Source organism: Campylobacter concisus, from assembly GCF_003048615.2.
Taxonomy (GTDB): domain Bacteria; phylum Campylobacterota; class Campylobacteria; order Campylobacterales; family Campylobacteraceae; genus Campylobacter_A; species Campylobacter_A concisus_C.
This window is the reverse complement of record NZ_CP049263.1, coordinates 1,090,892-1,116,170: the sequence shown is the minus strand read 5'-3', so window position 1 is coordinate 1,116,170 and position 25,279 is coordinate 1,090,892. Positions and strand designations below refer to the sequence as shown.

At 40.6% G+C, this 25,279-nt stretch carries 24 protein-coding genes; 17 read left to right on the top strand and 7 right to left on the bottom strand.

Going from position 1 to position 25,279, the window contains the following annotated elements:
• Positions 1-5 precede the first annotated feature (5 nt).
• Positions 6-896: an NAD(P)H-dependent glycerol-3-phosphate dehydrogenase gene (locus tag CVS89_RS05645; protein ID WP_103613839.1), complete on the top strand. Its 891-nt coding sequence runs from the start codon at positions 6-8 to the stop codon at positions 894-896.
• Positions 893-1,948 carry a glycoside hydrolase family 3 N-terminal domain-containing protein gene (locus CVS89_RS05640; protein WP_107848442.1) on the top strand — a complete coding sequence of 352 codons (1,056 nt, stop codon included), beginning with the start codon at positions 893-895 and terminating at the stop codon, positions 1,946-1,948. Before CVS89_RS05645 ends, CVS89_RS05640 begins: the two co-directional genes overlap by 4 nt.
• Before the next feature lie 15 nt (positions 1,949-1,963).
• Here CVS89_RS05640 and CVS89_RS05635 read toward each other — a convergent pair whose 3' ends face one another.
• The 5 genes from CVS89_RS05635 to rarD (CVS89_RS05615) are packed head-to-tail and all read right to left on the bottom strand — an operon-like array spanning position 1,964 to position 7,114.
• On the bottom strand, positions 1,964-3,157 hold the full coding sequence (locus CVS89_RS05635) for an McrC family protein (protein ID WP_107848441.1): 1,194 nt from the start codon (positions 3,155-3,157) through the stop codon (positions 1,964-1,966).
• The gene (locus CVS89_RS05630; protein WP_232523956.1) at positions 3,129-4,871 is read right to left on the bottom strand and encodes an AAA family ATPase; all 1,743 of its coding nucleotides are present in this window, start codon (positions 4,869-4,871) and stop codon (positions 3,129-3,131) included. The genes CVS89_RS05635 and CVS89_RS05630 overlap by 29 nt, the downstream gene beginning before the upstream one ends.
• Before the next feature lie 39 nt (positions 4,872-4,910).
• The gene (locus CVS89_RS05625) at positions 4,911-5,363 is read right to left on the bottom strand and encodes an aryl-sulfate sulfotransferase (protein WP_107848440.1); all 453 of its coding nucleotides are present in this window, start codon (positions 5,361-5,363) and stop codon (positions 4,911-4,913) included.
• Positions 5,356-6,210 (bottom strand): EamA family transporter RarD, encoded by an 855-nt coding sequence (rarD, locus tag CVS89_RS05620; protein WP_265094334.1) that lies wholly within the window; start codon positions 6,208-6,210, stop codon positions 5,356-5,358. Before rarD (CVS89_RS05620) ends, CVS89_RS05625 begins: the two co-directional genes overlap by 8 nt.
• A 16-nt stretch (positions 6,211-6,226) precedes the next feature.
• Positions 6,227-7,114: an EamA family transporter RarD gene (gene rarD / locus CVS89_RS05615; RefSeq protein ID WP_009293763.1), complete on the bottom strand. Its 888-nt coding sequence runs from the start codon at positions 7,112-7,114 to the stop codon at positions 6,227-6,229.
• Between the two features lie 142 nt (positions 7,115-7,256).
• Between rarD (CVS89_RS05615) and CVS89_RS05610 the strand changes: the two genes are divergently transcribed.
• From CVS89_RS05610 to lpxD, 13 genes are all read left to right on the top strand, one after another.
• Complete coding sequence (locus tag CVS89_RS05610) at positions 7,257-8,597, top strand: class II 3-deoxy-7-phosphoheptulonate synthase (RefSeq protein ID WP_107848438.1); 1,341 nt, start codon at positions 7,257-7,259, stop codon at positions 8,595-8,597.
• Between the two features lie 24 nt (positions 8,598-8,621).
• Positions 8,622-9,584, top strand: coding sequence for an NAD(P)/FAD-dependent oxidoreductase (locus CVS89_RS05605; RefSeq protein ID WP_002942343.1), 963 nt, complete (start codon positions 8,622-8,624; stop codon positions 9,582-9,584).
• A complete protein-coding gene (locus CVS89_RS05600) occupies positions 9,581-11,833 on the top strand; it encodes a vesicular transport factor Uso1p (protein ID WP_107848437.1) in 2,253 nt (750 codons plus the stop codon). Before CVS89_RS05605 ends, CVS89_RS05600 begins: the two co-directional genes overlap by 4 nt.
• The gene (locus tag CVS89_RS05595) at positions 11,830-12,537 is read left to right on the top strand and encodes a tRNA1(Val) (adenine(37)-N6)-methyltransferase (RefSeq protein ID WP_107848436.1); all 708 of its coding nucleotides are present in this window, start codon (positions 11,830-11,832) and stop codon (positions 12,535-12,537) included. Before CVS89_RS05600 ends, CVS89_RS05595 begins: the two co-directional genes overlap by 4 nt.
• Positions 12,534-12,899 carry a YkgJ family cysteine cluster protein gene (locus CVS89_RS05590; protein WP_107848435.1) on the top strand — a complete coding sequence of 122 codons (366 nt, stop codon included), beginning with the start codon at positions 12,534-12,536 and terminating at the stop codon, positions 12,897-12,899. The genes CVS89_RS05595 and CVS89_RS05590 overlap by 4 nt, the downstream gene beginning before the upstream one ends.
• The gene (locus tag CVS89_RS05585) at positions 12,878-14,140 is read left to right on the top strand and encodes a tetratricopeptide repeat protein (RefSeq protein WP_103570478.1); all 1,263 of its coding nucleotides are present in this window, start codon (positions 12,878-12,880) and stop codon (positions 14,138-14,140) included. Before CVS89_RS05590 ends, CVS89_RS05585 begins: the two co-directional genes overlap by 22 nt.
• Positions 14,137-14,922 carry an indole-3-glycerol phosphate synthase TrpC gene (gene trpC / locus CVS89_RS05580; RefSeq protein WP_107848434.1) on the top strand — a complete coding sequence of 262 codons (786 nt, stop codon included), beginning with the start codon at positions 14,137-14,139 and terminating at the stop codon, positions 14,920-14,922. The genes CVS89_RS05585 and trpC overlap by 4 nt, the downstream gene beginning before the upstream one ends.
• Positions 14,922-15,407 carry an HIT family protein gene (locus CVS89_RS05575; protein WP_087582184.1) on the top strand — a complete coding sequence of 162 codons (486 nt, stop codon included), beginning with the start codon at positions 14,922-14,924 and terminating at the stop codon, positions 15,405-15,407. The genes trpC and CVS89_RS05575 overlap by 1 nt, the downstream gene beginning before the upstream one ends.
• Positions 15,394-16,401, top strand: coding sequence for a tRNA 2-selenouridine(34) synthase MnmH (gene mnmH / locus CVS89_RS05570; RefSeq protein ID WP_107848433.1), 1,008 nt, complete (start codon positions 15,394-15,396; stop codon positions 16,399-16,401). Before CVS89_RS05575 ends, mnmH begins: the two co-directional genes overlap by 14 nt.
• Positions 16,402-16,596: 195 nt before the next feature.
• A complete protein-coding gene (locus CVS89_RS05565) occupies positions 16,597-17,106 on the top strand; it encodes a hypothetical protein (RefSeq protein WP_196376802.1) in 510 nt (169 codons plus the stop codon).
• A 144-nt stretch (positions 17,107-17,250) separates the two neighbouring features.
• On the top strand, positions 17,251-18,945 hold the full coding sequence (locus CVS89_RS05560) for an acetolactate synthase large subunit (protein WP_233091271.1): 1,695 nt from the start codon (positions 17,251-17,253) through the stop codon (positions 18,943-18,945).
• Positions 18,946-18,947: 2 nt separating this feature from the next.
• Positions 18,948-19,409, top strand: a complete 462-nt coding sequence (ilvN, locus tag CVS89_RS05555) for an acetolactate synthase small subunit (RefSeq protein ID WP_223227413.1) — start codon at positions 18,948-18,950, stop codon at positions 19,407-19,409.
• A complete protein-coding gene (lpxD, locus tag CVS89_RS05550; RefSeq protein ID WP_103634176.1) occupies positions 19,409-20,362 on the top strand; it encodes a UDP-3-O-(3-hydroxymyristoyl)glucosamine N-acyltransferase in 954 nt (317 codons plus the stop codon). The genes ilvN and lpxD overlap by 1 nt, the downstream gene beginning before the upstream one ends.
• Before the next feature lie 79 nt (positions 20,363-20,441).
• On the opposite strand, the gene CVS89_RS05545 is transcribed toward lpxD, so the two are convergent.
• Positions 20,442-21,638 (bottom strand): acetate kinase, encoded by a 1,197-nt coding sequence (locus CVS89_RS05545; protein WP_107848431.1) that lies wholly within the window; start codon positions 21,636-21,638, stop codon positions 20,442-20,444.
• A 1-nt stretch (position 21,639) separates the two neighbouring features.
• Positions 21,640-23,007: a phosphate acetyltransferase gene (gene pta, locus CVS89_RS05540; protein WP_107848430.1), complete on the bottom strand. Its 1,368-nt coding sequence runs from the start codon at positions 23,005-23,007 to the stop codon at positions 21,640-21,642.
• Between the two features lie 66 nt (positions 23,008-23,073).
• Here pta and flgH point away from each other — a divergent pair, with 66 nt between their 5' ends.
• Complete coding sequence (gene flgH, locus CVS89_RS05535; RefSeq protein ID WP_002940928.1) at positions 23,074-23,781, top strand: flagellar basal body L-ring protein FlgH; 708 nt, start codon at positions 23,074-23,076, stop codon at positions 23,779-23,781.
• A gap of 347 nt (positions 23,782-24,128) precedes the next feature.
• Entirely contained in the window at positions 24,129-25,274 is a 1,146-nt protein-coding gene (locus tag CVS89_RS05530; protein ID WP_021085837.1) for a hydrogenase small subunit, read from the top strand.
• The last annotated feature ends 5 nt before the right edge of the window (positions 25,275-25,279 follow it).

Genomic DNA, 25,279 nt, shown 5'->3' with positions numbered 1-25,279 from the left:
CTAAAATGAGCATAGCAGTCATCGGAGCTGGCAAGTGGGGCAGTGCACTATTTCACGCATTTAGCGAGAACAACGAGTGCGTTATCAGTTCAAGAACGCCAAGAGAGATGCTAAATTTTGTAAGCTTGGATGAAGCTTTGGAGTGCGAATATCTAGTCTGCACGATCCCAACGCAAGCTACAAATTTATGGCTAAAGCAAAACTACAAAAACAAAGGTCAAAAGATCCTAGTCGCCAGCAAGGGCATAGACACGGCAAATCTCAAATTTTTAAATGAAATTTATGAGGATTTTGTTGATAGAGAAAATTTGGCCTTTCTTTCAGGGCCGACCTTTGCAAAAGAGATCATGCAAAAGCTGCCTTGCGCTTTGGTGGTAAATTCTAAAAACCAAAATTTAGCTTTAAAATTTGCCTCATTTTTCCCAAGCTATATGAAAGCCTACACTTCTGATGATGTGATCGGCGCTGAGGTGTGCGGAGCGTATAAAAACGTGATCGCCATAGCTGGTGGTATCTGCGACGGACTTGGCCTTGGCAATAACGCAAGGGCAAGTCTCATTTCGAGGGGGCTTGTCGAGATGGCTAGATTTGGCAAATTTTTTGGTGCAAAAGATGAGACATTTATGGGGCTAAGCGGCGCAGGGGATCTTTTCTTAACCGCTTCCTCGATACTTTCGCGCAACTACCGCGTAGGTCTTGGCATCGCAAGGCACGAGAGATTAGAGAAAATTTTAAATGAGCTTGGCGAGGTGGCAGAGGGTGTCGATACTGCAAGGGCTATTAGCAAGATCGCTAAAGAAAAGGGCATATATGTGCCTATTGCTAGTGAGGTTGAAAATATGCTAAATGGTAAAGACGTTTTTGAGAGCGTAAAATCGCTTTTGGGAAGAAGATGAGAGCTTTTAAATTTATACTTTTTGTGGCTATTTTTGCTATGGGGCTAAACGGCGCAGAGGTGAGCCTAAGAGCCAAGGTCTCGCAGATGATAATGGTTGGCTTTAACGGAGCTAGCACAAAAGACGCTGCGTTTCGCGCGATGTTAAGCGACGCTGGATACGAGAGATTTGGCGGAGTGATGCTACTTGGCAGAAATGTCACTAGCAAAGCCCAACTAAAAGCTAGCATAAAGGCAATCAAAGAGAAAAGTCCTAAAATTTTCATCGCTATCGACGAAGAGGGCGGCAATGTAAGCCGTATGAAGGATAAGAGCTTTGATGGTCCATATCCTAGCGCATACGAGGTCGCAAGCACGCTTGATATCAAAAGCGCATACGATCTCTACTCAAAAATGGCTATAAATTTAAAAGAGTGCGGCATAAATTTAAATTTCGCCCCAGTGGTCGATCTGCACGATGAAAACTCGCCGATCATCGCCGCTAAGCAAAGGGCGTTTAGCGAGTATGCAAGCAAGGTGGTGATCTACGCTGATGCTTTTATGGACGCATTTAAAGAGCAGGGCATCCTAACGACACTCAAGCACTTCCCGGGACATGGCAGCTCAAAAGAGGATTCGCATAAAAATAAGAGTGAGGTCACGCTAAGCAAAGATGCGCTACTGCCATACAAAGACGCTATAAGCACAGGTAGAGCGCAGATCATCATGGTCGGACATCTTTTTGTAAAGGGCATCGACGAGGACAATCCAGCCACACTTTCTAAAAAAATAATAACCGATCTCTTGCGAAATGAGCTCAAATTTAATGGCGTGGTCATTAGCGATGATATGCTAATGAAAGGCGTTGGCGACGAAGCTTTAGCACAAAAAGTGGTGAAATTTATAAACGCTGGTGGCGATATCTTGCTCTTTAGTGAGTTTAAGATAAACAACCAAAGAACGGCCAATCTGATCACTCAGATCATAATCGATGCTGTAAATGAGAAAAAGATCAGCAAAGAGCGAATCGACGCATCATACAAGAGGATAATGGCTCTAAAAGCGAAGATTTAAATTTGGCCTTTAAAGTTACGCTAGTAAATTTGCATTATTTTCGTCTTTTTCAAGATCAAAATATAAAATTTCAAGCCACATTTCATCGTCGTATCTAAATTTCATAGTTTTTTGTCTTATGTCATCTATTTTTGGATAGATGAGGTGTAGCTTGCCGTCGCACGGATGCTTTTTGCCGTAAGCATATAGCTGATATAAGTCGGCTTGTGAGATATCATCTCTTGAGCTTACGATCTTCCATTTTGTGTCGGCTATAAATTTGCCTTTTAAAAATATATCAGGCCTTAGTTTAAAACTTTTTGGATCTTCAACGAGGTGTTTTTCTGAGTGTTGTAATATTGTGCCTGGAAAGCTTTTCTTTATAAAATTTCCAACATAGCTTTCAAAAAGTGCATTCATATCAAATAGCAAGGCAAAGCCTAGATCATCGCCTTTGTGTGGTGTAAAAGAGTTGTTAAGTAAAAAGATCTTGCACCATAAAAGAGTTTGCTCATAGTGCTTTACTTGGCGGTTTATGACAAGCTTTGCAAAGAAATTTTGATAATCCTCACACTCCGAAACCTCATCAAATATAAACAAAAGTTCGCGTATTTTTTGCTGATTTTTACTAGAATTTGACTTTTTGTACAGAAATTTAAGCGTTGTTTTTATGATCCTATTTATCTTTATGTCGCTTAAGAATTCACTGTATCCTACATAAAACCGCTCTTTGTGGATGCTATTTCTTTTGATCTGCTCGTTTATATTAAGCTTTCCTCTTAGAAAATTTAGGTTCTCTTCTAGCGCCACATAGTCGCTTTTTATCCCCTTTTTTACAAGAGCTTCAAGCTCACATAAAAACATAGAGATGAAAATTTCCAAAAGCGGTAAATTTTGTGTTTTTAAACTGGCTAAATTTGAGCTTTTAAATGGGAAATTTTTTAGCGCTCTTAGCATTTTTATAAAAACTGCTTTTGATTTATCAGTGTCGTTTTTGTTTGCTATTTTTGGCAAAATTTCTATCGTTAGACCACTTTTTGTCTGCAAGACGCCGACATAGTTTCTGGCCTGTATAAATTTCCCGCCAACTCCGCTTGCTATCCTTAAAAACGGCGCATTTTCATCGCTATTTTTAAGAATAAAATTTTCTATATCGCCAAAGTCTTTTTTGCCTATATCGTGCTGATATACACGCTCAAACTCAGTTATCGTTAGCTGACTTTGCTTCATCTACTTGGCTACTTGTTGAATTGTAAATTTTTAGATAGTTTTGCTTGTCATAAAAAGCTTCTTTGTCTATTTCGTATAAAATTTTATCGTTTATATAGTCAGTGCCGCTTTTAAATAAAGCATTTTCTGGCTTCTTTTCTTTGATAAATTGACTATCACCCAAAACAAGCCTGATTTTCTCCCAGTCGTCGTAAAAATACTCTTGCAGTAGCGGTAAAATTTTGTTTTTAAAGACATTTGCAAGCGTTTTTAAGTCTGACACATTTATGAAATAAGCATGCCCTATCGTATGATCTCTATCGTAAAGATACTCTATGCGCTCATTTATCGTTTTTAGCATTTCTCCTACATTGATGTCTTCAATGATTGTTTCATTTAGCGTGTCGTATTCTGGCATCATCTCTACAAACTCAAACCTTCTTCTAAGAGCCGTATCCATAAGGGCTATGCTTCGATCTGCTGTATTCATCGTGCCTATTATGTATAAATTTGACGGCACTCCAAATTTCTCTTTTGAGTATGGCAGCTCAACCATTATCTCATCATCTGCGCCTAGCCTTTTTGACGGCTCTATAAGAGTTATGAGCTCACCAAAAATTTTAGATATATTCCCGCGGTTGATCTCGTCGATAAAGATGGCATATTTTGGTGTGTTTTCATTAAAAAACTTTTGTCGCTCATCTTTTGGCAAATCGCAAAAGTCCCTAAGTTTGCCTTTGTAATCACTAAGAAGCAAAGCATTTTCGCAGCACTGATAAAAAATGCCTTTTGATATCTCATAAGTTATATCGCCATCTTCGTTTTCGCCATCAAATATGGGCTTTATACCCTCAACAAATTCCTCATATCCGTAGCTTTGGTGAAATGTTATAAATTTAAAATTTTCTTTAGTGTAGCTTGTGCCTACCTTTTTATCTTTTATCTCTTTGTATTTTTCATAAAGATCTATGGCTTCAGGACACTCATCATTAAGTATTTTTGTATCTACACACCATTCACTTTTCTCATTTTTCTCAAATATAAAAGGAGGGTCTTTTCTTTTAATATTTACATATTTACAATCCATTTTTGTATGAGACAGTAAAACTGTAGATATTGTCTGGTTTGGTTTTTTTGAGCCAGATTTTATTGATTTTAATTTAAATAAAATATGATTTACTATGCCGTTGTTTAACTTAAGCCAACCGCCATTAACATTTGACATAGCTGCATCATACAAGATGGCTGCTGCTACTTGAGACCAAGTGTAGGTTTCTATTTTTAACATTTCATATAACGCATCAGTGTCACCACTTGATTTTACATTGAGATCTTGAGTAAATTTACCCATGAGTTTTGAAAGCTTATAGGTTTTTCCAGTTCCTGGAGGACCATATAAAATTTGATTTAGTGAGAAATTTATTTGTCTCTTTTGTATTTCATTGTTTGTTGTTGGAATCATCTCTAATTTACCTTTTTTAAAATCTCTATAATAATTTACTGCACGCATATACTTATTAAAAGTTTGTTCGTTTCTGCCAGTTTTTGTAAATTCTTGTTCTAAATATTTTATATCCGCATTATCATAGTCAGTAAACGAATAAATTTTATTATCTTCCAAAAAACTAATGAAGTTTTTTAAGTAAGAATGATAGGCTTTAACGGAGCTATTCTCCATATATTTATTCTTATCGCAGTAGTCCTGAAAACCATCGTAATCTATAAATTCAAACACGCTTACTCCTTTAATTTTTAAAATTTAGCAAAGCCACTCTCACAACCCATCAAATTCTTTTTTTAGTTCGTCCCTTAGCTCTTCGGCTCTATCTTCGCCGTTTTTGAAATTTGCCCTTACAAAGCCATCGATCTCGTCTAAAATTTCAACCAGTTTGCTCTCCCAGTTTGCATTTTCTTGTTTCAAAAGCGCCTCTAGCTTATCTCTTGTCTGCTCGAGCTGATCAAGAGCTTTGTCCTTGTCGCTAGCCTCGTTTAGCGCATCTTCAAAGAGTATGTCTTGTCTTAGAGCGTTTATCTTTTTTAAGATGACATTGCAAAATTTAGGGTATTTCTCAGCGTTGCTTAAATTTTCTAAAACCTCTTGTGCAGCCTTTTGATAGGCAGGTACCGCCCCTTCATCGTCAAGCTTTTTGGTTAGTTTTTGTATCTGAAAATATAAAATAAGCGCCGCAAAAAATGCAAGCAGCAAATAAATCGTAACGCTATTCATTTTTACTCCTTTTTCTAAATTTATCCACGCTAATTATCGCAAGCGCCAGCCAGATCATACAAAATGAGACGACTTTGTAGCCATCTAAAATTTCGCCATAAATGAAGACCGCGCAAAGGATCGCGATGGTTGGTGAGATGTATTGCAAGTAGCCGATAGTCGTTAAATTTATCCTTGTCGTAGCTGCGTTAAAAGCGACAAGTGGCACGATGGTTACGATGCTTGAAGCGATCATTAAAAGTGAGTCCTCGTTTAGTCCAAAGTGGCTTTGTGAGTGAAAAACCAGCCATAAAACGTAGCCAAGTGCAAATGGAAACATAAAAAATGTTTCGATAAAAAGCCCATTAAATGCGCTAATCTTCGCCATCTTTCTAACCATCGCGTAAAATCCAAATGAAAGTGGCAAGATGATAGAGACAAGTGGCAGACCGCCTTTGGCATAAATTTGCACGCAGACGGCTGCGATGACGATGCAAATGGCTATGGCACCAGCTTTGCTGAGGCGCTCTTTAAAGATGATGACGCCAAGGAGCATGCTTATCAAGGGATTTATAAAATAGCCCAAACTCGTGTCTAAAATTTTGCCGCTACCCACCGCATAGACATAAACGCCCCAGTTTATGGTGATAAAAATACCGCTTAAAAATAGAGCCTTTAGCGAGCGGATATCCTTAAGAAGCGCAAAAATTTCGCCCATTTTGCCGCTAATGCAAAGCACTGCCGCCATCAAGAAAAATGACCAGATGATCCTGTGGGCTAAAATTTCATAAGCATCGACATCTTTGCTAAATAGGTTGAAATAAACCGCCAAAAATCCCCACATAAAAAAGGCGCTAAGCGCGAAAATAATGCCTTTTTGGCTCTCATTTAGTCTTGGTATTTTTGTCGCCTTTTATAGAATTTATACTATCTATCATCAAAAGCGTGACAGAGATGGCTAGGCAGATCATCAAAAAGTATGAGCTTTTCTCCAGTCTCTCGCCGATGGCAAATGAGACAAAAAGCATCATTATAGGCTCAAAATATGTAAGCAAACCTAGTACATTTATCGGCACGAGCGTGCTTGAGAGGATCTGGGCGATGAGGGCTATGCCGCTGATAGCACCAAGCAAGATGAGCAGATAGTAGATGTTTGGATTTTGGCTCATTACGTAGTCCATATCGGCTGTGAGCGCAAAATAAAATGAGAATAAAAACATAAAAATTATCTCGATAACAAAGCTTGAGAAATTTGCAAGGTTGTAGTACTTTCTAATGGTAAAATAGACTGGATAAAGGCAAAAAACTACAGCGCTCTCCCACGAGATGCCGCCACTTATAACTGCTGTGCTAAAGACGCCAATGGCAGCGAAAAAGATCGATGCTAGCTTTGTTTTTGAGAGGTGCTCTTTGAAAAATATCCGTCCAAAAAGGACCATGACTATTGGCATGATGAGGTAGCCGATAGAGACTTTTAGCGCTGCGCCGTTACTTGGAGCCCAGAGATAGAGCCACATCTGAAATGAGACGATGAGCGAGGTAGCAAGCAAAACTAGTAAAATTTTAGGTTTTAGCTTTATTTTTAGAAGTAAAAATTTGAAATTTCGCTGCTGTTTTAACAAAAAAATGGCGGCGATGACAAAAGGCATGGCAAAGATCATGCGGTATCCAATAAGAGCTTGCGTGCTGATGGGGTTCATGAGCACTGACATGTAGTAGATGCAGTTAAATAAAACTGATGCCAAAAGCGAATAAAAAATGCCTTTTATCATGAAAAAAATCTTCTCTTTTTCTGGGTAAATTTAAAGTAGCGATTGTATGCAAAATATCTTTAATAACCCATTAATGGCTTTTATTTTTTAAGTTTTGCGTGATATAATCTGCGCTAAATCAAGGTAAAAGATAGGAAAATTTATGACTTGGAACAGAGATAGTTGGAGAGAATTTAACATCTTGCAACAACCAACTTATCCAAATTTAAAAGAGCTAAAAGAGGCTGAAGAAAAACTAAAAGCACTTCCGCCTTTGGTATTTGCTGGTGAGGCTAGAAGTCTTAAAAATGAGCTTGCAAAAGTTTGTAGTGGCGAGGCCTTTTTGCTTCAAGGTGGCGACTGCGCTGAGAGCTTTACAAATTTTAACGCAAACAACATCAGAGATATGTTTAAGGTCTTACTTCAAATGGCGATAGTTTTAACCTTTGGCGGTGGCTGTCCAGTGGTCAAAGTAGGCCGCGTAGCAGGGCAGTTTGCAAAGCCTAGAAGTAGCGACTATGAAGAGGTAAATGGCGTTAGGCTGCCAAGCTATAGAGGCGACATCATAAATGGCTTTGAATTTGACGAGCAGGCAAGAGTTCCTGACCCAAAACGCATGATAGAGGCCTACTATCAAAGCGCATCGACGATGAACCTTTTAAGGGCTTTTTCAAGAGGGGGTTTGGCTGATCTTCATCAGGTGCATAAGTGGAATTTAGGCTTTGTTAAAAAGCCAGAGATCGGCGAGAAATACGCAAAACTAGCCGATGATCTAACCAAGACTCTATCTTTCATGGCAGCTTGTGGCATCACTTCGGCAAATACCCCAGCGATAAATCAAACCGCAGTTTATACATCTCACGAGGCACTGCTTTTGCCTTATGAAGAGGCACTAACCAGGGTTGATAGCCTTAGTGGCGAGTGGTATGACTGCTCGGCTCATATGCTTTGGATAGGCGAGAGAACGCGCGGTATAAACGACGCTCACGTGCATTTTTTAAGTGGCGTGAAAAATCCTATCGGTGTAAAGATCGGACCAAGTGCAAAGGCAGAAGACGTCGTAGCGCTTGCAAATAAGCTAAATCCAGAAAATGAAGCTGGCAGGCTAAATGTGATAATCAGAATGGGTGCTGATAAGATCGGCGAAAATTTACCAAAAATTTTAAGAGAGCTAAAACGCGAGGGGCTAAATATCGTTTATAGCATTGATCCGATGCATGGCAATACCGTTAAGACCTCAAATAACTACAAAACTCGTGAATTTAGTAAAATTTTAAGCGAGGTTAGAAGCTTTTTTGAAATTCATAAAGCTGAGGGCACAAGAGCAGGTGGTGTGCATCTTGAGATGACTGGCAAAGATGTGACAGAATGCACTGGTGGCGCGCTAAACATCACTGAAAGCTCGCTAAAAGAGAGATATGAGACGCAGTGCGATCCAAGACTAAATGCTGATCAAGCTTTAGAGCTTGCATTTTTGATGGCTGATCTAGTTAAAAAAGCTTAAAATTTATAAAATTTGGAGAAAAATATGGCAAATATTTATGATCTAATAGTAGTTGGCGGCGGACCTTGTGGCATAGCTAGCGTAGTAGAGGCTAAAAGAAATGGCTTAAGTAATGTTTTGCTCCTTGAAAAAGGCGACAACCACAGCCAAACGATCAGAAAATTTTATAAAGACAATAAACGCGTTGATAAAGAGTATAAAGGTCAAGATAGCACGATACATGGGCTAGTTTCGTTTGAAGATGGCACAAAAGAGAGCACGCTTGATTATTTTGACAAGCTACTTGACTCTGAGAATATCGAGGCGTTTTTTAACTCTGAGGTCGAAAGCGTAAAAAAAGAGGGCGAAATCTTTAAAGTAACTACCTCAAAAGCTGTCTATGAAGCCAAAAACGTGATGGTCTCTATCGGCAAAATGGGACGACCAAACAAACCTGACTATAAGATCCCGCCATCACTAAATTCAGTTGTAAATTTTAACCTTGATAACTGCACAAACGGCGAAAAAGTGCTAGTTGTGGGCGGTGGTAACTCTGCGGTTGAGTACGCTATCGAGCTTTGTCAGTATAACAAAACTACGATCGCTTACAGAAAAGATAAATTTAGCCGTGTAAATGAGACAAATTTAAGCGCTCTTTGGGAGCTTGAGAAGCACAATAAGATAAAAGTAAGGCTAAATCACGATATAACCGAGATCGATAATGAATCAGGCAAGGTAAGAGTGCATTATGAAAATGGCAAGATCCGTGTCTATGACAGGGTTGTTTATGCGATCGGTGGCTCAAGTCCGGTTGATTTTTTACAAAAATGCCAGATAAAAACTGATGAAAAAGGCACTCCGATAGTTGATAGCAATTACCAAAGTAGCGTGCCAGGGCTATATGTGGGAGGCGACATCGTTTTAAAAAATGGTGGCTCTATCGTGGTCGGACTAAATCACGCTCATAGCGTTATCAAAGATATCTTAAAAGGCAAGGCACAAGCTTGATAAATAAAATCGCACTAGCTATTGTTTGTCTGATAGCTGGCTTTTCTCTCTCGTTTTTGAAATTTCAAAAAGAGGACGAAGCGCCAAAAGATACTAATCAAACGATTTACTCTATAAATTTTGATGATCTCCCAGAAGAAGAGAAGCAAAGATATGTAAGCAAAGACGATCTTTACGAGTATGGTGGCTACATCACGCCAAAGAGCTACATGCAAAATTTTGTCGATGATAAGGATCTAAATTTATCAAACAATGTAAATGAGCTTCAAGAGCAAGTGCGCGAGCTAAGCAAAAAAAATGAAATTTTAGCCGCTGATAATGTCGATATGAGCGAGAAAAATTTAGACTTCATAAGCAAAATTTCAGAGATGAAAAGAAATATCGAAAATGAAAAAAACGAGATAGTAGAAAAAAATCAAAAGGCTCTTGGCGAGCTTGAGGCGCAACACTTTGAAAATATCCAAGCTTTGACAAAGCGCCTAAATGAAGCGCAAGCTGATATGATAGAGAGCTCAAAGGCCTACGAGAAAAAGATAATCGACCTTGAAAATGCGATAAATGATGCTAGAAATGGCGATGAGAGCAAACTTAAAGATGCCAAGGCCAGCTTTAATAAATTTAAAGAGAGCTTCGAGGCAAACTACACCGCTTTAAAAGAGCAAAATAACGAGCTAAACGCGACGCTTGCGCAAAAAGAAGCTCTTATAAAAGAGTATGAAAAAGCTCAAAGCGAAAAAGATAGAGGCGAGAAAAAAGAAATTTTGCTTTTAAAAGAGGAGATCGAGCGAGTTAAAAATGACGCCGACACTCAAAAATTTAGCTACGAAAAAGAGATAAATGCGCTAAATGATGGCTTTGAGACGCAAAAGAGCGTTATGGAGGATGAGCTTTCTAAAAAGGCAAATAAGATAATCGACTTGCAGGAGGCTCTTGAGTCAAACAAGACTGCACTAAAAGATAGAATTTACGAGCTTGAAGAGATCAAGAAAAACTTAAACTCAAAAGATCTAATGGCACAAAGCTATAATGGCAAAAATTTAGAGCTAAATGCCTCGCTTGCGGCACTTCATAAGAGTTTTGATGATCTAAAGCAAAAGAGTTTAAAAAGCGAGCAAGAGAACAAGCTTGCAAATGAAAACATAAGCTCGCTTAAAAAAGAGCTTGAGAGGGCAAATGCTCTAAATAAAAAGCTTGAAAAGCAAAATTTAGACGCAAACTCAACTCTAAATGAGCTAAGTAAAAAGCTAAGTTTAAGCGAAGAGAGCTTTAAAAAGAGCCAAGAAGAGCTAAAAGCACTCGATACAAAGACAACTAAATTTCTAAAAACGCTATTTGATCAAAACCAAACCATCTCTTTGCAGTCACAAAAACTTGGCTCAAACGAGGGCGAGCTAAAGAATTTAAGCGCTAAGCTTGATCTAAAAGATGCGAAGATAAAAGAGCTTGAAGAAAATGTCACAAAGACAAGCCAGATGCTAATCACCAAGCAAAACGAGCTAGAAACGCAAAAAAGAACGCTAAAGATCGATATGCAAAACTATGAAATTTTACGCCAGCAGATAAATATGCTACAAAAAAAGATAGTCGATACCTCAACCTTTTTAACCGACAACAACAAAAGCGGCGGCAAAAATTTACTAAGCTTGCAAAATGAGCTAGAAAATGCAAAGCAAAAGCTAAATGAGAGCAACAAGACGATCGAGCGGCTAAATTCAAAGATAAGCGAGCTAAGCTCGAGCGGCCATAAAGGCGGAGCTGTAAATGCCCAGATCATCGAGCTTCAAAAAGATATCGAGCAAAATTTAAACAGGCAAGATGAGCTTGAAAATGAAAATGTAAATTTAAAAAATATCTTACAAGCTACGACAAAGCCTGAGACCCCAACAAAGCTCGTCCTCATCTCTAGCATCGAGTGTGACGACATGGACGCAAAGGACAAGGTGAGCATAATGTGCAAAAACAGAGTGAGCGAGTTTTTACAGAGATTTAACTCAAACTATATGTATGAGATCATCCCGATCGTGGATAAGAAAAATTTTGTCATCCCATCAAATGTCGCTCAAAATATCAAAAAAGATGACCTTGGCAAGCTAAATAACTACGTAAATTACGGCGTTGGTAAAGAGCGTGCAAAGGCAGCTGCTGAGCTTATAAAAGAGGAATTTGGCGACTTTGCAAGGATCAGCTTTAGCTCCGAAGTGATCGTAAAAGATGTGACACGCGGCTTTATCATCAAGGTTTATAGATGATCTTAGCTCAGCTTGAAAATGGCTATCGCTACAACAGCGATACGCTCGTTCTTTATGATTTTATTTGCGCAAGCTTTGGCGAAATTTATGGCAGAGTTTTGGACGTTGGAGCAGGGTGCGGGATACTTGGACTTTTGCTTAAGCGTGACTTTCAAAAGATAGATCTAAGCATGCTTGATCTTTTGGAGCTAAATAGCGAAATTTCTAGCTTTAACGCAAAGAGCAACTGCTTAGAGGCTAGAGCCATAACGGCTGATTTTGCAAATTTTAAAGATAGTGAGAAATTTGATCTAATCATCTCAAATCCGCCTTTTTATCATGACGGTGTTACAAAAAGCCAAAATGAGCACATAAAAGTTAGCAGATATGCAAGCTCGCTAAATTTAAAGGATTTTATAAGAGGCATAAGCGTAAATTTAAAGCCACATAAAAGGGCGTTTTTTTGCTATGCACCAGATGATCTTAGCGAGATAGTGGCATGCTTAAAAGAGTATAAACTAAATTTGGTGAGCTTAAAATTTGTCCATACTAAAAAGGATAAGCCTGCAAATTTGGCTTTGCTTGAAGTACGAAATAACTCAAACTCAAAGCTAAAAGTCCTGCCGCCTCTTATGATGAGCGAAGATGGCGCGCACACGAAAGAGGCAAGCGAGATCTTTAAAAAAGCAGATACAAACAGCATCTCTTACAAGGAGATAGCGTGAGGGCTGATGGTTTTAGCTATGAGTTTGATCCTAGCTTTTGCGAGAGTTGCGGAGGCAAATGCTGCACTGGCGAGAGCGGCTACATCTGGATAGATGAGGGTGAAATTTTAAAATTTTGCGCCGCTTTTGATATGCCAAAAGATGAGTTTGAGAGCAAATTTTTAATACGTGTCGGGCTTAGGCGAAGCATCAAAGAAAAGCCTTATGATGACGGTTTTGCTTGCATATTTTTTGATGAGAAAAATAAAAACTGCTCGGTTTATGGGTTAAGACCTAAGCAGTGCAGGACATTTCCGTTTTGGGATTATTTTAAAAAAAATTTAAAGGAGCTAAGAGCAGAATGCATTGGCGTAAAATTTTAATAATTTTTATAAGCGTATTTTTTAGCACGCATCTACTTGCAGATGATAACAAAAGTGTAAATTTACGCCTAATGCAAGCTCTCATCTCGCAAGATAGTGGCGATGTAAATGCTAGCATCCAGACCTATCTTGGACTTTTTAAAGAGACAAATCAAAAGACCTATCTAAAAGAGGCGATCAAGCTAGCCTTTGCTACAAAAAATGAAAATTTAGATAGCCTCATGAGTGATGGCGAGAAGAGCTTAAAAGATGATAGCGATTTTATCAGGATCAAGGTTGCAAATTTAGTCAATCTCTCTAAGCTAAACGAGGCAAAAGAGCTGATGCAAGAGCTTGCCACAAAAGAGCCAAACGCCCAAAATTTGCTCATGCTTGGCACTATTTGCATGATGCAAAATGATACGGTAACGGCGCTAAAATACTTTGAGGAGGCATACTCGCTAAAGCCTGAAGAGGAGAATTTACTCCGCATCGTTGATATCCTTTTAAACCGCATGGATAATGTAAATGATGCGACAAAATACCTAGAGAAATTCCGCGAGGAGCAGGGCTGCACTCAAAAGACATGTGAGCTTTTGGCTGAAATTTACTCTCAGCAAAGAAATTTCCCAAAGGTGATCGAACTTTTTGAAGAGATCTACGACATCACTCACGACACCTCTTATCTTGACAAGATCGTGCAGTATTTTGTCTATGCTAAAAATTACAAAGCGGCTATTGAAATTTTGAAAAAATATGGCTACAACGACGCCACGCTTATGGACCTCTACGCTGCTACTGGAAATTTTGGCGATGCATACGTTTTGGCGGTTAAAATTTATAACGATAGTAGGGATCTAAATTTCTTAGCAAAGGCCGCCATCTACGAGTACGAGATGAACAAAGATAGCCTAGATGAGAAAAAGATCACTGATATCTTAGATAAATTTGAAGCTAGCGTGCCAAAGCTTAATAACGATATGTTTTTTAACTACTATGGCTACTTGCTCATTGATCACGAGATAGACCCTAGAAAGGGCGTGGAGATGGTGCAAAAAGCACTTGAGATCTCGCCAGATTCGCCTTACTACGAGGACTCGCTAGCGTGGGGATACTTCAAGCTTGGCGAGTGCAAAAAGGCAAAGGGCATAATGATTCACGCGATGAAAGATGTTGATTTTAGGACTTCAAAAGAGGCAAAAGAGCACTTACATCTAATCGAGCGCTGCATAATAAATTTAAACAAAAGGCTTAAAAAATGATACTTGATGAGATCATAAAAAAGACAAAAGAGGATCTAAAAAAGCGAAAAGCTGACTATCCACAGGAGTGGTTAGGTCGCTCGCTCGCATACAACCCATACGTGCCAAGAGACGTTTTGGGCGCACTTAGAGCAAGCAAGAGCGAGCCTATAAAGATCATAGCCGAGATAAAAAAAGCAAGTCCGAGCAAGGGCGTGATAAGAGAGGACTTCGAGCCGATCAAGATCGCTCAGGAGTACGAGCAGTACGCAAATGCTTTTAGTATCCTAACCGAGCCTCACTGGTTTAAGGGCAACATAGAGTATATCACGCAGGTTCGCCGCTACGCCTCAAGGCCTATCCTGCGAAAAGACTTTATCGTCGATAAGTATCAAATTTTAGAAGCGCTTGTTTATGGAGCGGACTTCATCCTGCTCATCGCCAAGGCGCTAACACAAGGCGAGCTAAAAGAGCTACTTGAGTATGCGCACCACTTGGGGCTTGAGGTCTTAGTAGAGACCCATGACGCGAGCGATGTGAAAAAGGCAGTCTTTGCAGGAGCAAATATAATAGGGATAAATCATAGAAATTTAGATGATTTTACGATGGATATGAGCCTTTGTGAGAAGCTCGTGCCACTTTTGCCAAACGGCAAGATAATAGTCGCTGAAAGCGGACTTTATGAGCATGAGCAGCTTTGCGAACTAAGCAAGATCGGAGTCGATGCCTTCTTAATAGGAGAGCATTTTATGAGGCAAGATGATATAAAAAATGCCGTTAAAAAGATAAAGGAGGGCGAGTGATGCAGCACCTTTGTGCCCCTTGGAGAAGTGAGTATTTCAGCGCAAAAAAAGATAGTTGCGTCTTTTGCGAGATCATAAATTCAAAAGAGGATGACGAGAAAAATGGCGTGCTTTTTCGTGCTAAGCACTGCTTTGGGATCATGAATTTATACCCATATTCGCCAGGTCACTTTATGATCATACCAAACCACCACACCGACAAGATCGAGGAGCTTGACGAGCAGACGTGGTTTGAGATGAGTAAATTTGTAAGGCTTGGGGTCGAAATTTTAAAGCGCGAGCTTCACGCTCAGGGCGTAAATATCGGTATGAATTTAGGCAAGGCAGCAGGTGCTGGCATAGCTGAGCACGTGCATTATCACCTTGTGCCAAGGTGGAGCGGGGATACAAATTTCATCACAACGATCGCTGATGTCAGGGTAAATGGCACGCCGTTTCATCCGCTTTATCAAAAGCTAAAAAAGGCTTTTAGTGGCGTTATTTGAGCTTGATATCGAGCAGTGGCTTGAAAAAAGAGGCGAGTTTGAAGTCCTGATAGACGTTAGATCGCCGCACGAATATGCCTACTCGCACATAAAAGATGCTCTAAATTTATACGCACTTGATGACGCTGAGCACAAAGAGGTAGGCACGATATACAAAAGTGACAGGGCTCTAGCCAAGAGCCTTGGAGCAAAATACATCTGCAAAAATTTACAAAATATCATCGATGAGGTCTATAAAAGGGCTAAGGTTGGCTCAGCAGTTGGCATCTACTGCGCAAAGGGCGGACTTAGATCAAGCTCGGTTGCCTATGTGCTAAGCATGATCGGATATAGAATTTATAGACTAAATGGCGGCTATAAGGCTTATAGAAATCACGTTTTGGAGTTTTTAGAGCGTCCTTTAAGCACGAAATTTATCACTCTTTTTGGCAACACTGGCTGCTATAAAAGTAAGCTGATAAGGGCACTCTCGCCATCAATCGACCTTGAAGCGATGGCAAATCACCTAGGCTCAGTCTTTGGCGCGATAAACGGCGCGCAGCCTAGTCAAAAAAGCTTTGAAGACGCGCTTTTTGAAAAGCTCATCACGCTAAAAGATCAAATTTGCTTTATCGAGGGCGAGAGTAGAAGGATCGGCTCGCTAACACTTCCAAAAAGCCTTTATGAGGCGATGCGTTGTGGCATCTGCGTCGAGGTTAGCGCAAGTTTAGAAAATAGAATTTCATGCATTACAAGCGACTATAAAAGCGTAGATAAAGCCTTTTTTGATGAGTGCATAAAGAAAATTTCACCCTTCATCGACAAAGAGGCCAGAGATGAGGCGGTGGCTAAATTTAACGAAAACGACATCGCCAAAGTAGCTGAAATTTTACTCACAAAATACTACGACAAAGTCTATAAGAAAAATGAAAACATTGATGTTTTTGTAAGCTCTGACGACTTTGAAGAGGCTGTTAAAAAGCTAAATTTGATAAGGGCCGAGGCTAAATTTTAAATCCTTTTGGTGTTTTGTTTGGGGTAAATTTCACCTCTAAATTTAAATTTATTCTTTTTGGCTTGGTCAAATTTACTTTTAAATTTAATATAGATCGTTTTTTCACTTAGAAATAGCTTAGCTTAAGGTTATTTTTATGCTTTGACATAAATTTTTTTGCTAATTTTGTGAAAATTTCTAGTTAAATTTTCTTGGTTGGCTTGGTTGGCTTGGTTGGCTTGGTTGGCTTGGTTGGCTTGGTTGGCTTGGTTGGCTTGGTTGGCTTGGTTGGCTTGGTTGGCTTGGTTGGCTTGGTTGGCTTGGTTGGCTTGGTTGGCTTGGTTGGCTTGGTTGGCTTGGTTGGCTTGGTTGGCTTGGTTGGCTTGGTTGGCTTGGTTGGCTTGGTTGGCTTGGTTGGCTTGGTTGGCTTGGTTGGCTTGGTTGGCTTGGTTGGCTTGGTTGGCTTGGTTGGCTTGGTTGGCTTGGTTGGCTTGGTTGGCTTGGTTGGCTTGGTTGGCTTGGTTGGCTTGGTTGGCTTGGTTGGCTTGGTTGGCTTGGTTGGCTTGGTTGGCTTGGTTGGCTTGGTTGGCTTGGTTGGCTTGGTTGGCTTGGTTGGCTTGGTTGGCTTGGTTGGCTTGGTTGGCTTGGTTGGCGCCCCTCTACCTATTTTCTAAATTTGCCAAATTTATCAAAAATACTAAAAATAATATGCATAAATATATGTAAAATATTTTGTATTTCTTACTTTTTTAACTCAAAATTTTTTCAAAAAATTTAAGATAACGCCCAAATTTCGCTAAAAAGTTAAAATGGATTTAAAATGCTTTGGGATATAATTTGCGATAAATTTATCAAAAGGCTAAAGTGATGATAAAACAAATTTCTGGTTCACAGATGATAAGCGAAGCCTTGCACGAAGAGGGCGTTGAGATAGTTTTTGGCTATCCTGGCGGTGCAGCTTTAAATATCTACGACGAGACATATAAACAAACTTATTTCAAGCACATCTTGGTTCGCCACGAGCAAGCAGCCGTTCACGCAGCAGACGGATACGCTAGGGTTAGCGGCAAAGTTGGCGTGGCTTTTGTGACAAGTGGCCCTGGCTTTACAAACGCGGTCACTGGTCTTGCCACAGCTTACAGCGACAGCATCCCAGTTGTGCTTATAAGCGGTCAAGTACCAACCTTTATGATCGGTACAGATGCCTTTCAAGAGATCGATGCAGTCGGCATTTCACGCCCCTGTGTCAAGCATAACTTTTTAGTAAATAGCGTCGAGGAGCTACCTCGCATCATAAAAGAGGCGTTTTACATCGCAAGATCAGGCCGCCCAGGACCAGTTCATATCGATATCCCAAAAAACGTCACTTCAAGGCTTGGCGACTTTGTCTATCCAAAAGAAATTTCTATCCCAAGCTACAAGCCGACCTATAAAGGCAACTCTAAGCAGATCAAAAAAGCAGCAGCTGCGATAAATGAGGCAAAAAGACCACTTCTTTACATCGGTGGCGGTGCAGTCGCGTCAAATGCTAGCGAGATCATACGTAAATTTATGAAAAAAACTGGCATCCCAGCGGTCGAGACGCTTATGGCTCTTGGCGTGCTTGATGCAAAAGATAAGCTAAATTTAGGCATGGCAGGCATGCACGGCAGCTACGCTTCAAATATGGCTCTTAGCGAGTGCGACCTTCTCATATCGCTTGGCGCTAGATTTTGCGATAGGGTCACAGGCAAAACGGATGAGTTTGCTAAACACGCTAAGATCATCCACATCGACATCGATCCAAGCTCTATCTCAAAGATCATAAACGCTCACTATCCGATAGTTGGCGACCTTACAAACGTGCTAAGCGAGCTTTATGAAGAGGTGAAAGGTGAGCCTAAAAACTATGCGCCTTGGAGAGAAATTTTAGATAGATATCAAAAGCTAAACCCACTTGGCTACACAGATAGTGACAAGGTCTTGAAGCCTCAATGGGTGGTTGAAGAGACTGCAAAGATAGTTGGTCCTGAGGCTATCATCGCAACTGACGTTGGTCAGCACCAGATGTGGGTAGCGCAGTTTTATCCATTTAACCGCGCAAGGCAGCTTGTCACAAGTGGCGGCCTTGGCACGATGGGATATGGCCTGCCTGCAGCGATCGGAGCAAAGTGTGCGATGCCTGAGCATTTGGTTGTAAATTTTACAGGCGATGGCTCAATACTTATGAATATCCAAGAGCTAATGACCGCTTATGAGACAAATGTCCCTGTCATAAACATCATCTTAAACAACAACTTCTTAGGCATGGTGCGCCAGTGGCAGACATTTTTCTATGAAAAGCGTTACTCATCAACTGATCTTAGCTTGCAGCCTGATTTTGTAAAGATAGCTGAGGGATTTGGCGGTGTTGGCTTTGTTTGCAAGAGCAAAGATGAGTTTAAAAAGGCTTTAAAAGAGGCGATCAAGAGTAAAAAATCAGCTCTTATCGACGTGAGGATCGACCGCTTTGAGGACGTGCTTCCTATGGTTCCAGCTGGGGCTGCGATTTATAATATGATATTAAAGAGCAAGGAAGAAAAATGAGTATCAGAAGAACGATTTCGGTTATAGTTTTAAATGAACATGGCGTTTTGGCTAGGATTTCTGGGCTTTTTGCGGGCAGGGGCTACAATATCGACACGCTCACGGTTGCTCCGATACCTGAGAGCAACTTCTCAAGGCTAAGCATCGTCACAAGCGGCGATGAGAGGGTTTTGGAGCAGATCGTAAAGCAGCTTCATAAGCTCATCCCAACGTATAAGGTCATAGAAAGTGGCGAATTTGTCGAAAAAGAGATGGCGCTTGTTAAAATCCCGCTTGGTGAAAATTTTGCCGGCCTTGAGGCGATACTAAAGACATATAATGGCATCGTCACAAACACAAATGAAAACTACATCGTCGTCATGGTGGCTGATGATGCGAGCAGGGTAGAGAGCTTTTTAAAATCGATAAAGAAATTTAACCCAGTTGATGTCGTGCGCGGCGGATCTGTGATAATGGATATATGATGAAACTAAGCGAAATAGCCTTAAAAGTAGATGCTACTTTTAGCGGAGAAGATCTTGAAATTTTTGCTCTAAATTCTTTAAAAAATGCAAATAAAGCTGAGCTAACATACTGCGACGGCGAGAAAAATGCTAAATTTATAAGCACTTCAAACGCTGGAGCTATCTTGGTAACAAAATCGCTTTTGGACTTAGTGCCAGCTGGCATGGTAGCGCTTGTATGTGACAACCCGCACCTTGCTTTTGCTATCCTTAGTAAAATTTACGCTAAGCCGCTTTTTTGCGAGCCAAAACCATCAAATATCGCCCAGAGTGCCACTATAATGCCAAATGTCTATATAGGCTCAAACGTGAGCGTTGGCGAAAACACGATAGTGATGGCTGGAGCGTTTTTGGGCGATAACGTAACTATCGGTAAAAACTGCATCATCCATCCAAACGTCGTCATCTATAATGACTGCGTTATCGGCAATGAGTGCCATCTGCTAGCAAACTGCGTTATAGGCAGCGACGGCTTTGGCTATGCGCATACAAAAACTGGCGAGCATGTGAAAATTTATCACAATGGCAACGTTGTTTTGGGCGATTTTGTCGAGATCGGCGCTTGCACGACGATAGATCGCGGCGTTTTTGAAAGCACGATGATCGCAAACTACACAAAGATAGACAATCTCGTTCAAATAGGTCACAACTGTGAGCTTGGAAATGGCTGCCTCATCGTCTCACAAACTGGACTTGCTGGCTCAACAGTGCTAGGCAGAAACGTCGTAATGGGCGGACAAAGCGGCTCGGCTGGTCACGTAAGCGTTGGAGACTTTGCTCAGATCGCTGCACGTGGAGGCGTGAGCAAAGACCTACCTGGCGGCAAAAAATACGCTGGAGCTTATCCGATAATGGAGCTTTCAGAGCAGTTTAAACTACAAGCAAAAATTGTAAGATTTTTTAAAAAGAATTAATTTGTAAGCTTTTGCGGACTTTATCTGCAAAAGCTTCGTAACTATAAAATTTTAAAATATTTATTTATAAAAAAAGAAGTTATTTTTTACTATTTTCTTTTATCACTCTGGCTGTCTCTATGGCGATCTCTAGCTCTTCGTTGGTTGGGATGATGAGCGTTTTTATCTTAGCGCATTCTTCATCTATGCACCTCTCGCCTCGCTCGTTTGAGAAATTTAGCTCGTGGTTGATGTGGATGCCAAGATGCTTTAGATCATCACAAATTTTTTGCCTTGTATTTGGTGCATTTTCGCCGATACCGCCAGTAAATATGAGCGCATCAACACGTCCTAAAATGGCGTAGTATGAGCCGATATACTTTTTCACTCGGTAGCAAAACATATCAAATGCAAGCTTAGCTCGCTCGTCGTTTTGCATCTTGGCTACGACCTCTCTCATGTCGCTTGAGCCACAAATTCCAAAAAGTCCGCTCTTTTTATTTAAAAAGTTATCGATCTCGTTCCACTTTAAAACGCCGATATTTAGCAGATAGATGACAACAGCTGGGTCCATGTCACCGCTTCTTGTGCCCATTATGAGCCCTTCAAGTGGGCTAAGACCCATCGAGGTGTCGATACTTTTGCCATTTTGCACAGCACAAGCTGAGGCGCCGTTGCCTAAGTGAAGCGAGATAGCGTTAAATTTATCAAACTCTATGCCAAGCATTTTTGCTGCTTGCTTGCAGACATATCTGTGTGAAGTGCCGTGAAAGCCGTATTTTCTGATGTGATGGGTCTTGCAAACGTCGTAGGGCAGGGCGTAGCGGTAGGCGTACTCTGGCATGCTTTGATGAAACACAGTGTCAAAAACGACCACGTGAGGCACGTTTTTGCTCTCTTTCATCGCGTTTTTGATGCCAGCAAGGTGCCCTGGGTTGTGAAGTGGGGCTAGTGGGCTTATATCCTCGATCTTTTTGATGACGCTTTCATCAACGATCATCGAGCTAAAAAAGCTCTCGCCGCCATGCACTATCCTGTGTCCGATGCCGTCAAGCTCGCTTAGATCGTGCAGCGTATGCGAGGTGGTAAAGAGTTCGTTCATCGCCTCAAGTCCGTCGTGGTGGTCTTTTATGAAGCGTTTTATCTCATAAACTTCGCCATTTGCTTTTAGCACCGCCCTTGAGCTAGAGCTGCCGATTTGCTCGACTAGACCGCTTGCTAGGCTTGTTTTTGTCTGCATTTCAAAAAGTTGAAATTTTATCGAGCTGCTACCTGAGTTTAAAACTAAAATTCTCATATCACTCTCCTGCTTGTATCGCGCTTATTAAGATGGTATTGACCACGTCTTCGACGAGGCAGCCGCGGCTTAGGTCATTTACTGGCTTTTTTAGCCCTTGAAGTATCGGACCCACTGCTAGGGCGTTTGCGCTTCGCTGAACTGCCTTGTAGCAGATGTTTCCGCAGTTTAAATTTGGAAATATAAATACATTTGCCTGCCCAGCGACATCGGAATTTGGCATCTTTTTGCTAGCCACGCTTAGATCAACTGCCGCGTCAAACTGAATGGGCGCAGCTATTTTTAAATTTGCATCAAGCTCGCTCGCCTTTTTGGCAGCCTCTTTTACAAACTCCACATCAGCCCCACTGCCACTATCAGCAGTTGAGTAGCTTAGCATGGCGATCTTTGGGCTAAGTCCAAAAGCACTTGCTGTTTGAGCACTACTTAGCGTGATGCTAGCTAGCTCGTCTGCGCTTGGGTTTGGCGTGACGGCGCAGTCTGCAAAGAGTAAAATTTCCTCTTCAAGCGCCATGAAAAATGCCCCGCTTACCACACTTACATTTGGCTTTGTTTTTATGATCTGAAGGGCTGGGCGGATCGTATCAGCCGTGCTCATCGTAGCGCCACTTACCAAGGCGTCTGCTATGCCTTCATGTATTAGCATTGTGGCAAAGTAAATTTTATCTTTTGCAAGTGCGTTTGCCTTGGCTTCATCAACGCCTTTGTGCTTTCTTAGCTCATAAATTTTCTTTGCAAATTCATCTGTTAGCTCATTTTGTGCTGGGTTTATCACCTTTGCTTTGCTTAAATTTAGCCCCAAAGTGGCTGCTTTTTTTGAAATTTCACTCTCAAGCCCTAGCAAGATGATATTTGCTGCCCCTTTTTCTAGCACGATGTGAGCTGCTTTTAGTATTCTCTCATCATCACTTTCTGGCAAAACGACTGTCTTGTTTGCCGCTTTGGCTCTTTTTAGAAGTAAGCTTTGAAATTTAAATGGCGTGATGATGTCAGTCTTGTAACTCAAAATTTCATCAAATTTATCAGTTATTAGAAGCTTTGAGTTTAAATTTAGCGCCCTTAGTTCGCTTGCATTTTCGTCAAAAACAGGCGCGTTTAAATTTCTAGCTAGCTTTAAATTTAGCTCGCTCTTGCCAAAGAGGCTAAAGCTCTCGTAGCCAACGACTATGACGAAGTCGCTTCCCTCCTTTAGCTCTTCAAATTTATCTATAAATTTTAAAAAAAACTCCTTTTCATTTAAATTTATTAGATTTTTTTTGTCGTTTTCGTCTGGAGTTATCTTAAAGATCTCAACTTTTTTGAATTTTGTAGCTATAATTTCCTGCAAATATGCTAGATTTTTGTCTGAAAAAATGTAACAACTTTTCATTTGTGACCTTTTTGGGAACTTAAATTGCTTAATCTTAGCACAAAGATACTTATTTTAAGGCATTTTATGAACTATAAAAAGATTTGGCTCGTCACATTTGCGGGCATTTTTTACACAGGTTGCACCCCAAGTGCAGATCCTCATATCAATATGAAACCTCCAGTTTATGTCGAGCAACTCCCTTCAAAAGATAGTGGCAGCGGTCAAAGCAACGCCGGCAGCCTCTTTGGCAAGGGCGAAAATCCTCTTTTTTCAGATAGAAAGGCGATGAATGTAAATGACATCGTAACCATCGTCATCTCAGAAAATGCAAGTCAAATTTCAAGCGGCAGCAAAAGCACCAACAAAGATAGCACCATTTCGCTTGGTGGTGGCGTTTTCACAGCTGGGGCTGCACCGCTCTCAACCGTGGCTGATAATCTAAACAAATACGGCGACATCGGCTTTAAAGCAGGTGGCGGCAATAAATTTACAGGTAGTGGCACTAGCAACAGAAGCGAGAAATTTACCGCGACCATCTCAGCTAGGATCATCAAGATCCTAAATAACGGCAACTACTTCATCGAGGGCAGCCGCGAGCTACTTATAAACGGCGAAAAACAGATCATGCAAGTAAGTGGCGTCATCAGACCTTACGACATCTCGCAAAACAACGAAATCGACTCAAAATACATAGCTGACGCCAAAATTTTGTATAAAACTGAGGGCGAGCTAGACAAATCAACCAAAAAACCTTGGGGCACAAGGCTTATGGAGGCTATCTGGCCATTTTAATGCAAATTTAAAAGCCTAAATTTAACCCATTTAGGCTTTTAAAAATTTATACTTCAAAGCCCATTCTTCTTAAATATACTAAATTATATTTTTTAAAAATTATTAAAAATTTGAATTGATATTTACTTTCAGAAAAATAGGATTTTTGCTTTATCTTTTGTAAAAATGGGATAAATTCTCACTAAATATTATTTTTTAGCATATTTTAAGATTATTGATAACAAGGCGTTTAAAAATTTAGTCTTTAAAATTTATTTAAATATAATTATTAATGAAATAAAATAATATTTCTCTTCTTTAAAAAAGATAAGATACAAAATAAACAAATTTCTAATGAAGGAGCTTATATGAATAATGACTTGCGTCAAAAGATAAATAGACGCTTAAGCGAACTTAGTGCATTGCCTAAAATGAAAAATGACACTAGTATTGCGCAGCTTTTAAAAGATAAGGGCTTTACTAGGCGTGATTTTATGAAGTGGGCTGGTGCGATGACAGCTTTTATGGCATTGCCAAGTGCGATGACACCGATGGTTGCTCGTGCTGCTGAGCTAAGCGATAGGCTCCCTGTGATATGGCTTCACATGGCAGAATGCACTGGCTGTAGCGAGGGCTTGCTAAGAACTGACGCTCCAAGCATAGATAGCCTTATATTTGACTACATAAGCCTTGAATACCACGAAACTATCATGGCGGCTGCTGGCTGGCAAGCTGAAGAAAATTTAGAGCATGCGATAGAAAAATATAAAGGCAGATATATCCTGCTAGTTGAGGGTGGCGTCCCAACAGGAGCAACTGAGCACTTTTTAACAGTCGGACCTCACGGCACAAGCGGCAAAACTCACGCTGTAAATGCCTCTGCTAACGCGGCTGCTATCTTTGCCATTGGCACCTGTTCTAGCTTTGGCGGTATCCAAGCAGCTAAGCCAAATCCAACAAATTCAGTCGGTCTTTCAAAGGTGACTGATAAGCCAGTCATAAACGTACCAGGCTGTCCTCCAAGTGAGAAAAACATCGTTGGCAACGTGCTTCACTACTTGCTATTTGGCACTTTGCCTGCACTTGATGTTTATAACAGACCAAAATGGGCTTATGGCTTAAGAATTCACGATCTTTGCGAGAGACGCGGTCACTTTGACGCAGGCGAGTTTGTCCAAAGCTTTGGCGACGAGGGCGCAAAAAATGGCTACTGTTTATACAAAGTAGGCTGTAAAGGCCCATATACATTTAACAACTGCTCACGCGAGAGATTTAATCAACACACATCATGGCCAGTTCAAGCAGGTCACGGCTGTATAGGCTGCTCAGAGCCAGACTTCTGGGATACGATGGGGCCGTTTGAAGAGCCTATGGCTGATAGGCTATTTGACACTGTTTTGGGGCTTGGCGCTGATAATGTAAGTGATAAAATAGGCATTGGAATTTTAGCACTTGCTGGTGTTGGCATAGCGGCTCACGCTGCACTAGCTTGTATGAGTAAAGATAAAGAATAAGGCGA